Below are 12515 nucleotides of genomic sequence, written 5' to 3'. Positions count from 1 at the left end.
ACCGAGCGCAATAGCCTGGCCGGGTGCCCCGACTCAACGTCCTCGTCCACGGTCTCGGCAGCGTGGGCGGCGTGCTCGCCGGTGCCCTCGCCGACGGCGGCGCGCAGGTGCGGGCCTTCGCGCGCGGCCCGCACGCCGAGGCGATCCGGGCCGCCGGCGGCCTGCGCCTGCGGGACGCGCGACTGCGCGACATAGGACCGGACGACGCGCGCCCGGCCGAGCCCGTCATCACCGAGCCCGTCATAACCGAGCGCGTCATACCTGTGGAGCTGCTCGCCCCCGATGCCGACCTGCACTCCGTGGACCTGGTGATCATCGCGGTGAAGACGACCGCCCTCGCCGACGTCGCGCGCTCGCTCACCGGCCGTCTCGGCGACGACGCGGTGGTGATGTCGGCCACCAACGGCATCCCGTGGTGGTTCTTCGACGGACTGGCCGCCGCGCCCGACGCGACCGAGGTCCCGTCGCTGGACCCGGCCGGCATGCGTGCCGTTGCGCCGGCCGACCGGGTGCTCGGCTCGGTGGTGCACTTCGCGGCCAGCCGGCCGGAAGCCGGTGTCGTGCACCACAATGCGGGCAACGAACTCATCCTCGGCTCGCCCGCACCGCGGGCCCGCACGAGCGAGGTCGCCGATCGCGTCGCCGCCGCCTTCGCGGCCGGTGGCCTGACCGTCCGGCGCAGCGACACCATCCAGCACGACGTGTGGTTCAAGCTGTGGGGCAACCTCACGATGAACCCGCTCAGCGCCGTCACCGGCACCAGCACCGACCGGGTGCTCGCCGACCCGCAGCTGCTCGACTTCGCCAGCCGCTGCATGCGCGAGATGCAACGCGTCGGCGAGCGGCTCGGCCTCGCGATCGACATGGCGCCGGACGACCGGCACGCGATCACCCGCAGCCTGGGCGCGATGCGCCCGTCGATGCTGCAGGACGCGGAGGCCGGCCGCCCGATCGAGCTCGACGCCCTCGTCGGTGTGGTGACCGAGATCGCCCGCGCGGTGGGGGAACCAACGCCATACATCGACGGGCTGCTGGGGCTCACCCGAGTCTTCGCCCGGGCCCACCACCTCTACCCCGACGTATGACGGGAGCCCCGATCACCCTGCGAGCGAACCGAATCCGGTCGCCCCGTTGAACTTCCCGGACGCGGTGCACTCGATCGCCGGCTTGCACCAGCCGTTGGTGCCGCCCGCGATCACCGGGTTGGTGCGGCGCGTGCCGGCCCACAGGTCGGCGGTCGACGGACGGATGCCGCGCACGGCATACATCCCCCCGGTGAGCGGTGCAGCCAGACTGGTGCCGCCGAAGAGATACCAGCCGGGCTGGCCGCCGAGACCGAGCGAGCTGTAGACCGCGGCGCCGGTCGCCGGGTCGGCGTCCGCGGCGATCTTGACAGCACTGGATTTGCCCAGCAGACAGAAGGATTGGCGCTCGAAGGCCGGCTTGGCCTGCATCGCCGAGCATCCCCCGCCACTCAGCGACCACAGCTTCTCGTTCCAACCGCGCGCCGTGCCCGGCGCCTCCAGCAGCGAGGTGCCGCCGACCCCGATGACGGACGGGTGGGTGGACGGGAAGTTGGGCTGCAGCCCGGCGTCACCGGTGGAGGCGATGAGCGGCACACCGGTCGGCACAAGATCCTTCGCGCCGACGACGTCGTCGCTCGACTCCAGCGCACCGAAGCTGTTGTTGATGACGAACGGCTTCAGCGCGGCAGCGTGCTGATTGGCCGCGGTGAGGCTGGGCGTGTCCGGCTGATTTGCTTGCACCACAACGATTTTGCAGTCCGGACAGGTTGCCGACACCGCCTGCACGTCGAGTGCCTGCTCGATGGCCCAGCCCTCGTCGACCTGGCTCGGCGGCGCGCCGCCGTCCTGCCCCATGACCTTCAGGCATCCGGACTCCACAGTGCACGGCGGCAGCCCGGTCGCCTTCCGGTAGGTCGCCAGATCGCTTGCCAGGCTTGGATATCCGAAGGCCGCGACCACAGCGACCGTGCGGCCCTTACCCCCGGTCTTCGGCAGCTTGTATGCCGCCCGGAAGTCCTCGGCGACATACCCCGCAGGAATATCGGCCGACGCCGCGGTCGTCGCCGTGCCCGACCGGCGGGCGACGACCTGCGCCTGACAGCGCATCGCACCCGCCTTCGCGGTCGGAGGACACACGTCCTTGGCAACGTAAGTCGTTGTGGCAGAGGCGCGTTGGGCGACGCGCAGCTTGTTGATGCCCGGCCCGGCGAGCGGCGACTTCGCGCTCTGACCGCGCCCGGACACCGCGCCGACCCCGTCGGGCACCTGCCGCGCACCGGCCGCGCCGACCACCTGCTTGCGACGGCTCTCCGGAGAAGAGACGGCGAGGCGCGGCGCGGCGGAGGCGCGCGCCGGCCGGGAGGGCGCTGCGGCCACGGATGATCCGCCCGCGGTCGCGCCCGGCTGCGGCACACCGCGCGCGGGCGGGTCGCACATCTTCCAGAGCGTGTCCCCTTCGCCGTCGGTGGTGGCCAGCCAGCCGTCACCGCGTCGCGACCCGGCGATGGCGTCCGGGATCTGGCCGGCGAAGCCGCGCAGGTTCTGCGGACTGCTCCAGCCATTGCTCTCCAGCCCCGACAGCACGGTCCAGTCGTAGAACGGCAGTTGGTTGTCGTCCATCGACCAGACGCGCTTGCCGATGCGCGCGGCGCCGGTGAGCATCACCCCGGACGGCGTCACCGCCTGCCGGGCCTGCAGCGACCACTGCCCCGACGGACTCCGCGTCGAGGAGTAGGGGTAACCGCGGAAGGCCCAGTCCTCCCCGGTCCAGCCGTTGACGACCATCGTCCCGTCCGGCTTCCAGGCCAGGCCCTGCGGCATGGTCGAGGTCTGACCGGGCACCTGCGGCAGCTCGACCCGGCTCATCCGGTTGGGCCCGGTCAGCTTGCCGGCAAACGGTGTGCGCACGATCGGGATCTCCGGCGTCGAGCTGACGTCCTCGCCGACCGTCCACAACTCGCCGGTGGGGCTGATGTCGAGCGCGAGCGGCACGGCATACGGGCTGTTGGCCAGGTCCTGCTCCACGATCTGCCACGTGCCCTTGGCCAGGTGGGCGATGATCGGGGCGGCGCCGGCGTTGGTGAATTTCGCGCCGGCGATCCACAGCTCACCGGGCTTGTTCGACACCGCACTGGTGACGGTCTCCAGATCGGTGAACGCCGGAGGCAGGCTCGTCGTCGTCCACTGCTTACCGTCGAAATGCGAGACGACATCGGTGTATTCGGCGTTCATGCCGGTGATGAAGAGGTCGCTCGGCGAGCTGCCGGTGACCGTGGTCGGGAAAGCGATGCCGGGCGGAGCGACCGGGACCCACCGGACACCGTCCCATCGGCTGACCGCCGCCTTGTCCGCGGCCGGCCCGGTGAGGCCGATGGCCACGACCTGGCCGCTCTCGAAGACCTTCATGGACCGCACCCGGAAGGACGGGTCCAACCCCGTCATCGGCGCCTTCGTCCACTGACCGGTGCACACCCGCGGCACCCGCACCTGCATCTGTGCCGATGCCGGTGCCGATGCTGATGCGGACGCGGTCACCGGCACCCCGACCGCCGTGGCGGCGGCAACCGCCGCCGTCGACCAACCAAGCCAGCTGCGCGACTTTCTGGACATCTGCGGACCCCTCTTGCCCGATGCCGGCCTCCCCAGACCAGCGTGTGTTTTCACGATGGACCCGGACGGGCGTCAGGGGCCGGTTCGTCCCCCTCAATCTCGCATCGCGAGATGGGGCCGCCACCACCCCTCGCCCTCGTGCGGGAGCAGCCCGATTCCGTGTTCGGCGTCACTTCCGGGTACCGTCGCCTGGCGACCTCGGCTCCGCTCAACGGACTCACGCCGGGGTCGACGTGTGTGAAAGGACCACCGCAGTGAGCATCGACGCGAGCCAGCGCGAGCACGACAAGCCCGCCGCTCCGCGTGACGCCGGAGACTCCGGCTACGCAAAGGGCCTCAAGAGCCGGCACATCCAGATGATCGGCATCGGCGGCGCCATCGGCACCGGCCTCTTCCTCGGCGCCGGCGGCCGGCTGCACGACGCCGGCCCCTCCCTGATCTTCAGCTACGCCATCTGCGGCGTCTTCGCGCTCTTCGTGGTGCGCGCGCTCGGCGAGATGGTCGTGCACCGGCCCTCGTCCGGCGCGTTCGTGTCCTACGCCCGCGAGTTCGTCGGTGAGAAGGGCGCGTATGCCGCCGGCTGGTTCCACTTCCTCAACTGGTCGACGACCGTGGTCGCCGACTCGACGGCGATCGCCCTCTACTTCCACTACTGGGGCTTCTTCTCCGACAACGTCCCGCAGTGGCTGATCGCGCTCGTCGCCCTGGTGGTGGTGCTCGTGGTCAACCTGGTCGGCGTCGCGCTCTTCGGCGAGCTGGAGTTCTGGTTCGCGATCATCAAGGTCGCCGCGCTCGTGATCTTCATGCTGATCGCGATCGGCGTCATCGTCTCCGGCCACCACGTCGGCGGCACCGCACCCGGCTTCTCGGTGATCAGCGACAACGGCGGCTTCTTCCCGCAGGGCGCCTGGCCGATGTTCGCGCTCATGCAGGGCGTGGTCTTCGCCTACGCGTCGATGGAACTCGTCGGCGTCGCCGCCGGCGAGACCCCGGAGCCGCGCAAGGTGATGCCCAAGGTGGTCAACTCGATCATCTGGCGCATCGCGATCTTCTATATCGGCTCCGTCGTGCTCCTCTGCATGCTGCTGCCCTACACGTCGTTCGGCTCCGGCGAATCTCCTTTCGTCACAGTGCTGTCCAAGCTCGGCGTGACCGGCGCCGGTGACGTGATGAACGTCGTCGTGATCACCGCGGCCGCGTCCTCGATGAACTCCGGGCTCTACTCCACCGGCCGCGTCCTGCGCTCGATGTCGCTCGCCGGCACCGCACCGCGTTTCACCGGACTGATGAGCAAGACCCACGTGCCGTATGGCGGGATCGCCGCCACGGCGGCGGTCGGCATCCTCGGCGTGGTCGTCAACTACCTGCAGCCGGGCAAGGCCTTCGAGATCGTGCTCAACCTCGCCTCGGTCGGCATCATCGGCGTCTGGTCGATGATCATGATCAGCCACCTGATGTTCGTCCGGAAGGCGCGACGCGGCGAGATCGAACGTCCCGGCTTCCGCCTCGGCGGTGCACCGGTGATCAACATCGTCACGCTGGTCTTCCTGGCGGCGGTGCTGGTGCTGATCGGCACCGACGGCGACATCGGCACCTGGACGATCTGCCTGGCCCTGCCGCTGGTCGCGGCGGCCATGGTCGGCGGCTGGTTCGTGGTGCGGGGACGCATCGACTCCAGCGTCTTCGACGACGAGGGCTCCGGCGTCGCCTGACCCCTACGCGCCCGCCGGCTTCCGGCGCGGCCGCTTCGGCAGGTCGCGCCGGAAGACCTGGTCGGTGGTGAGATAACCGGCCGCGTCATACAGCCGCTTCGCGCCGGTGTTGTGACCCCACACGTTGAGCGCGAGCGTGCCGCGGCCGGCGATGCGGGTCTGCTCGGCGCCGGCGCGCAGGATCTGGGTGGCGTGCCCCTTGCGCCGGTGCGCCGGGCCGACCTCGATGTTGAAGATGAAGGCACGCTCGGGCTGCATCTCGATCCAGAGCATGCCGACCGCGGCGTCGCCCGCGAAGGCCGTCCACATCCAGTGCCCGCGAGTGTCGAGACCGTCGGGCAGCAACCGCGCGAAGGACTCGCGCGCCGCACTCTCCGCGGCGGCAAGGCTGGGCGCGGCGCCCGCGGCCAGCAGCTCCCGGGCGTAGTGGTCGGCCGAGAAGCGGGCGAAGTCGGCATAGTGCGCCGGGGTCATCGGCCGCAGCGTGAGGCCCTCCGCGGGCGGCACCCCGGCGACGTCGATCTGCTGGTGCGAGGCGATCAGCTTGTCGTGGGGCGCGCGAAGAGCCGCACTGACCGGATCACCGCGAAACACGCTGAAGCTGAGAGCATTTCGGTCCAGATCCCGTATGGCGTCAGGCAGTTTCTCCGCGACGGCAGCGGCTGCCGCGTCAGGCACCGCCAGGTCGGCGACGACGACCACGTCCGGCCGGCGGATCAGCCACACCCACCCGGTCGCGGTGTCCGCGGCGGTGACCCGCCATACGGCATGCTCGGGGGCGAGGCCACCGTCGGCGGTGATCGCACGCGCGAGTGCGTCGTCGACCGCGCGGTCGTAGCCGACTTCGCCGGCGGTGCGGCGGACCGCCCGCAGATGCCCGGCGGCCGCCTTCCGCCACTGCGGCAGCTCGGCCGCGTCGACCGGCCGCCACCGAGCATCACTCATGGCAGTGGTCTACCGCACTGGTCTATTGCACGCCACTGATCAGGCGCGCGCCTGATAGGTCTGCCCGGTCATCGACTCGAGCTCCTGACCGGTCGTCTCCGGGATCTTGGTGCGCACGAAGAAGAACGACACGACCGCGAACGCCGCGTAGATGCCGTACATCAGGCCGAGCCCGATGCGGTCGGAGAGCCACGGGAACGACACCGAGACCAGGAAGTTGCACAGCCAGTTGCTGACCGTGCCGATCGCCAGGGCGTAGGAGCGCTGGGTGTTGGGGAACATCTCCCCGAGCAGCACCCACACGATCGGGCCCCAGGTGGCGGCGAAGAAGATGACGAAGAGGTTGGCGCCGATGAGCGCGACGATGCCCCAGCCGTGCGGCAGGGTCACCTCGCCGTTGACCTTGTGCGCGGTGAAGAAGGCCGCCGACGCCATCCCGAGCCCGATCGTCATGCCGACCGAGCCGACGAGCAACAGCAGCCGCCGGCCGAACCGGTCGACCCAGAGGATCGCGACGAAGGTGAAGGTCACGTTGATCACCGAGGTGATCACCGACGTGCGGAAGGAGTCGCCCTCGGAGAAGCCGACCGACTTCCAGAGGGTGGTGGAGTAGTAGAAGATCGCGTTGATGCCGACGAGCTGTTGCAGACCGGCGAGGATGATGCCGACCCACACCAGCGGCTTCAGCCCGAATCGGGGGCCGGCGATGTCGGCGAAGCTGGTGCGGTCCTCGGCCTGGATCGACTCGCGGATCTCCTCGACCTTGCGGGCCGGGTGCGGCTCGCCCATGTCGGTGAGCACCAGCTCCGCCTCGCGCCCCTCGCCGATGCGCACCAGGTAGCGCGGCGACTCCGGCAGGGCGATCGACAGCGCGCCGTAGACGACCGCCGGGATGACACCGACCAGGAACATCCACCGCCAGGCGCTGAGGCCGAGCCAGAGCTCGTTGGCCGCGTCGCCCGCGGAGTTGGCGAGGACTGCGTCGGACAGCAGAGCCGCGAAAATACCTATGGTGATTGCGAGTTGGTGCACCGAGGTCAGTGCGCCGCGCATCCGGGCGGGTGCGATCTCGGAGATGTATGCCGGGGAGATCACCGAGGCGACGCCGATGCCGAGACCGCCGACGAGCCGCCAGAACATCAACTCCCACACCGTGCCGACCAGGCCGGAGCCGACCGAGCTGGCGAAGAACAACCCCGCTCCGATGAGCATGACCTTCTTGCGGCCGATCCGGTCGGCGAGCTGACCGGCATACCAAGCGCCCGCCGCGCAACCCAGCAGGGCGATGGCGACGGTGAAGCCCTTGATGAACGCGCCGAGCTCGAAACCGCTCCCGATCGCGTCGACGGCACCGTTGATGACAGCCGAGTCGAAACCGAAGAGGAAGGCACCGACAGCGGCGGAAACGCTTGCGGCTATTACTTTTCCACGACTTGCGTCGGAGGGTTGCGCGGTCATGGGAGGTCCCCCTCGGTCACGTCCGGTCGGCTCGATCCGCCAACGCTAACCGACGGACCGGCCGCCGTAGGCCGCACGGGAGACATCAGTTGGGAAGGCCCTCGCCATACCTCCCAGGCGTTCGTCTCGACAGGCACACAACGGCACCGACCGGCCCAGCACGCGAGCCCGTTTTCGTGGGCCGCTCGATGCGGAGTTGGGCCTGTCGGTGCAGGAGTTGCTAGCGATTGCTTGTCATGTTTAGTTGACATCGCTGCGGCGTCAGGATAAGTTGACATCCATGGACGACGATCAGAAACTGGCCGAAGCAGCCGCCAGCAGCAATCCGGCCCAGGGTCTCGCCGCGGTGCGGGCGCTCCGAGCGCTGGCCGACCGCCTCGAGGACGTGCAGGTGCGCAATGCGCGCGAGCAGGGCTGGAGCTGGCAGGCGATCGCCGACGTGCTGCACGTGAGCCGGCAGGCCGTCCACCAGAAACACGCTCGATAAACGCCCGATGAGCGCCGATGAGCGCCGATGAGCGCCGAGCAAACCTCGAACTTCAAGGAGTCACAACCATGTTCAACCCAACAAACTCTGAGATCCGGATCGCCATGATGCAAGCAGCCGACGAGCAGCGCGAGCTCGGCCACGACCAGCTGGGGGCCGACCACCTCCTGCTCGGGCTGCTGAGCAACGTGCGCGGATCGGCATACAAGGTGCTGACCGAGCACGGCGTCACCTACGAGTCCGCGCGCGCCGTGGTGATCGACACGCACGACGAGCACCCCGACGAGACGACCGACGGCGATGCGCAGTCCGACGATGCGTCAAGCAGTCTTGACGACGACCGGGAGGCGCTGCGCGCCATCGGCATCGACCTCGACAGGGTCCGCGCCGCCGTCCGGGACACCTTCGGCGACGACATCACCCAGGGCTGGGGCGAACGCCGCGGCCCGCGCCGCGGCGCACCGGGTGAGCGTGGCGGCCGCGGGCGCGGTCGCGGTCCGGGTGGCCACCAGCACCGCGGCCCCGCCGGACCCGCGTGGGGACCCTTCGCGGAGGACTTCGGCGACTTCGGCCCCCGCGGCCGCGGCCGCCGGGGCCCGCGCAGCCGACGGTTCTTCGGTGGCGTCAATCCGCACCTGCAGGAGGTCATGCGCCGGCTCGGCGAGGACTTCCGGTCGGACGCGGTCGCCGGACTCGGCACCGGCCGGCCGCCGAGCATGAGCGGCGCGCGGCTGCTCTCGGCGTTGCTGCACAGTGAAGACCCCGTCGTCGCGGCGGTGGTGCAGACCGCGGACGACCCGCAGCGGCTGATCACGGATGCCGACGACCTCGCGGGCAAGGCGCCGACCGCCTGACCGGATCGCCCCGGCATACCGATGGCCACGTTCGGCAGTTCGCTGCCGACCGCGGCCATCGCCACGCTACGCACGTCCTTGGCGGGCCCGGGTCGCGGCGCTAGCCTGCCAGCTGGACTGCTCCATCGGACCTCACTCCGGGCAGCCCCAGGAAGAACGCCTCGACCAGGGAAGCCGCCGCCATGCTCGGTCTGCCGGACACCATCACCACCTGCCTCTTCGACCTCGACGGAGTGCTCACCGACACGGCCAGCGTGCACCGCACCGCCTGGAAGCAGATGTTCGATGACTACCTGAAACGCAAGGACGGCAACGACTTCCAGCCGTTCACCGACGACGACTACAACCGATATGTCGACGGCAAGCCGCGGCAGGACGGCGTGCGTGACTTCCTGGCGTCCCGGCACATCCAGCTGCCGGACGGCGACCCCGACGACGAGCCCGCCAAGGAGACGGTCTGGGGTCTCGGCAACCGCAAGAACGACCTGGTCCAGGCGACCATCACGCAGAACGGCGTCACCGTCTACGACGGCAGCCGCCGCTACCTGCAGCTCGCCAAAGGGGCCGGCCTGCGCCGGATCGTGGTGTCGTCGAGCGCCAACACCGGCATGGTCCTCGACGTCACCGGGCTGGGCGAGTATGTCGAGGGTCGCGTCGACGGCGTGACGCTCGCGGAGCAACGCATCAAGGGCAAACCCGCCCCCGACTCGTTCCTCGCCGGGGCGAAGCTCGCGGGCGCGACGCCGGACCAGGCAGTCGTCTTCGAGGATGCGGTCTCCGGCGTACAGGCAGGGCGTGCAGGCAGATTCGGCTATGTCGTCGGCGTCGACCGGGTGGGTCACGCCGATGCCTTGCGCAGCAACGGCGCCGACATCGTGGTCCAGGACCTCGCAGAACTCATCGATCAGGAGAACGCATGACGACCGGCCCCGACACCAAGAGCGAGTTCACGGTCGAGCCGTGGCGGGTGCGTGAGATCGGGCTGCACCCCGGCAACCTGGCGCAGTCGGAGTCCGTCTTCGCGCTGTCCAACGGCCACATCGGAGTGCGCGGCAACTACGACGAGGGCGACCCGTCGGGTTTGCCTGGCACCTATCTGAATTCGTTCTACGAGAAGCGTCCCCTCCCCTACGCCGAAGCCGGCTACGGCTACCCGGAGGAGGGACAGACGGTCGTCAACGTCACCGACGGCAAACTCATCCGCCTGCTCGTCGACGACCAGCCGCTCGACCTGCGCTACGGCGTCGTGCGGCACCAGGAGCGCACCCTCGACATGCGCACCGGGCTGCTGCACCGCGACCTGATCTGGGAGACGACGGCTGGCAAGAAGGTGCGGGTCCGGTCCACCCGGCTGGTGTCCTTCACCCAGCGCGCGATCCTCGCAATCGACTACTCCGTGGAGGCCGTCGACCAGCCGCTGCGCGTGGTCATCCAGTCCGAAATGGTTTCCAACGAAGAGATTCCGGTCACCTCGAAGGACCCGCGGGTCGCTGCGGCGCTGAAGGACCCGCTGGTCCCGGAGGAGCACTCCTTCAGCGGCAACCGGTCGTCATTGATCCACTGCACCCGGGCGAGTGAGCTGCGCCTGGCCGCCGCCTGCGACCACATCGTGCACGGCGACAAGGTGCACAGCAACACCTACGTCGAACCCAACTGGTCACGCACCACCATCGGCACCGAGCTCAAACCGGGCGAGACCGTCGGGGTGACCAAATTCGTTGCCTACGGCTGGAGTTCGCAGCGCACGTTGCCCGCTCTGCGCGACCAGGTCGACGCCGCGCTGTCCGCGGTGCTGCACACCGGCTGGGACGGACTGGTCGCCGAACAGCAGGCCTATGTCGAGGAGTTCTGGGACGGCGCGGACGTCGAGGTCGACGGGGACCCGGTCGTGCAGCAGGCGGTCCGCTTCGGGTTGTGGCACGTGCTGCAGGCCGGTGCCCGGGCCGAAGGCCGCGCCATACCGGCGAAGGGACTGACCGGGCCGGGCTATGACGGGCACTCCTTCTGGGACACCGAGATGTTCGTGCTGCCGGTGCTGACGGCGACCGCCCCGCTCGCCGCGCGCGACGCGCTGTGGTGGCGGCTCTCGATCGCCGACCTCGCCGAAGAGCGCGCAAAGACGTTGAAGCTCAAGGGAATCACCTTCCCGTGGCGCACGATCCGCGGCCAGGAGTGCTCGGCATACTGGCCGGCCGGCACCGCCGCCTTCCACATCAACGCCGACATCGCCGTGTCCGCGGCACGTTACGTCTTCTGGACCGGCGACGAGGAGTTCGACCACGAGGTCGCACTGCCCCTGCTCGTGCGCACCGCGCGCCTCTGGGCCGACCTCGGCTACCACGGCGACGACGGGCGCTTCCACATCGACGGCGTCACCGGCCCGGACGAATACAGCGCGATCGTCGACGACAACATCTACACCAACCTGATGGCGGCGCGGAACCTCCGCTACGCCGCCGACGTGACCGAGCGGTGGCCGGAGCAGGCGAAGGCGCTCAACGTCACCGAGGCCGAGGTGGCCGACTGGCGGGCGGCTTGCGAGACGATCGCGATGCCGTTCGACACCGAGCGCGACGTCTATATGCAGGACGCCGACTTCACCAACCACCGAGTGTGGGACTTCCAGGAGACCTACACCAACGACTCCTACCCGCTGCTGCTGCACTACCCCTACGTCGACATCTACCCGCAGCAGGTCGTCAAGCAGGCCGACCTCGTGCTCGCAATGCACTGGTGCGGCAACGAATTCACCCCCAAGCAGAAGGCGCGGGCGTTCGAATACTACGAGGCGATCAACTGCCGTGACTCGTCGTTGTCGGCGTGCACCCAGGCCGTCGTCGCCGCCGACGTCGGGCAGGTCGAGCTGGCCCACGACTACCTGACCGAGGCCGCGCTGATGGACCTGCGCGACCTGGAGCACAACACCAAGGACGGCGTGCATGTCGCCTCGCTCGCCGGCGCGTGGCTCGCGCTGGTCTGCGGGTTCGGCGGGCTGCGCGACTACCACGGCGAGCTCAGCTTCGCGCCGACACTGCCGGAGGCGATCACGCGACTTGCCTTCACGGTGCGCTGGCACGGCTGCAAGATCCGGGTCGAGGTGACCCACGACCACACGACCTACCACCTCGAGGACGGCCCGGACGCCCACACCGAGGTCAAGCACTACGGCAAGAAGTTCCTGCTGCGCACCGGCAAGCCGGTGTCGAAGCCGACCCGGCCGCCGAAGCCGCTGACCCCGCGGCCGACGCAACCGGTCGGTCGCGCGCCGATCGTGGCCGGGTCGCTGCACTAGATCGGGCAGGCGCAGACTGGGAGCAGGCTTGTCGACCAAGAGGAGCGCTCCCCCGTGAACGAGCAGACCGACCACAACGACCAGACCGCGCAGAGCAATCTCAGTGAGCCGAGCGGGCAGACCGCGCAGGGC

Annotated in this window: 9 protein-coding genes; 6 read left to right on the top strand and 3 right to left on the bottom strand. The window is 69.6% G+C overall.

Annotation, left to right across the window (positions count from 1 at the left end):
• Positions 1-23: 23 nt before the first annotated feature.
• A complete protein-coding gene (locus tag HJ588_RS05380; RefSeq protein ID WP_171152775.1) occupies positions 24-1085 on the top strand; it encodes a 2-dehydropantoate 2-reductase in 1062 nt (353 codons plus the stop codon).
• A 12-nt stretch (positions 1086-1097) separates the two neighbouring features.
• Here the strand turns inward: HJ588_RS05380 and HJ588_RS05375 are convergent, their stop codons facing one another.
• On the bottom strand, positions 1098-3635 hold the full coding sequence (locus HJ588_RS05375; RefSeq protein ID WP_171152773.1) for a S53 family peptidase: 2538 nt from the start codon (positions 3633-3635) through the stop codon (positions 1098-1100).
• Between the two features lie 254 nt (positions 3636-3889).
• On the opposite strand from HJ588_RS05375, the gene HJ588_RS05370 reads away from it, so the two are divergent.
• Entirely contained in the window at positions 3890-5347 is a 1458-nt protein-coding gene (locus HJ588_RS05370) for an amino acid permease (RefSeq protein WP_343036603.1), read from the top strand.
• Between the two features lie 3 nt (positions 5348-5350).
• On the opposite strand, the gene HJ588_RS05365 is transcribed toward HJ588_RS05370, so the two are convergent.
• On the bottom strand, positions 5351-6292 hold the full coding sequence (locus HJ588_RS05365; RefSeq protein ID WP_171152766.1) for a GNAT family N-acetyltransferase: 942 nt from the start codon (positions 6290-6292) through the stop codon (positions 5351-5353).
• A gap of 39 nt (positions 6293-6331) precedes the next feature.
• On the bottom strand, positions 6332-7750 hold the full coding sequence (locus HJ588_RS05360; RefSeq protein WP_171152764.1) for a sugar porter family MFS transporter: 1419 nt from the start codon (positions 7748-7750) through the stop codon (positions 6332-6334).
• Between the two features lie 280 nt (positions 7751-8030).
• Between HJ588_RS05360 and HJ588_RS05355 the strand changes: the two genes are divergently transcribed.
• From HJ588_RS05355 to HJ588_RS05340, 4 genes are all read left to right on the top strand, one after another.
• Positions 8031-8237, top strand: a complete 207-nt coding sequence (locus HJ588_RS05355) for a helix-turn-helix domain-containing protein (protein WP_171152762.1) — start codon at positions 8031-8033, stop codon at positions 8235-8237.
• Positions 8238-8305: 68 nt separating this feature from the next.
• Positions 8306-9091 carry a Clp protease N-terminal domain-containing protein gene (locus HJ588_RS05350; protein WP_171152760.1) on the top strand — a complete coding sequence of 262 codons (786 nt, stop codon included), beginning with the start codon at positions 8306-8308 and terminating at the stop codon, positions 9089-9091.
• A gap of 182 nt (positions 9092-9273) precedes the next feature.
• On the top strand, positions 9274-10011 hold the full coding sequence (locus HJ588_RS05345; protein WP_171152758.1) for a beta-phosphoglucomutase family hydrolase: 738 nt from the start codon (positions 9274-9276) through the stop codon (positions 10009-10011).
• Positions 10008-12383: a glycoside hydrolase family 65 protein gene (locus HJ588_RS05340; RefSeq protein ID WP_171152756.1), complete on the top strand. Its 2376-nt coding sequence runs from the start codon at positions 10008-10010 to the stop codon at positions 12381-12383. Before HJ588_RS05345 ends, HJ588_RS05340 begins: the two co-directional genes overlap by 4 nt.
• Positions 12384-12515: the final 132 nt, after the last annotated feature.

This window comes from Flexivirga aerilata, assembly GCF_013002715.1.
GTDB classification, from domain to species: domain Bacteria; phylum Actinomycetota; class Actinomycetes; order Actinomycetales; family Dermatophilaceae; genus Flexivirga; species Flexivirga aerilata.
The sequence above is the reverse complement of the archived record's forward strand: the minus strand, read 5'-3'. Positions and strand labels throughout refer to the sequence as shown.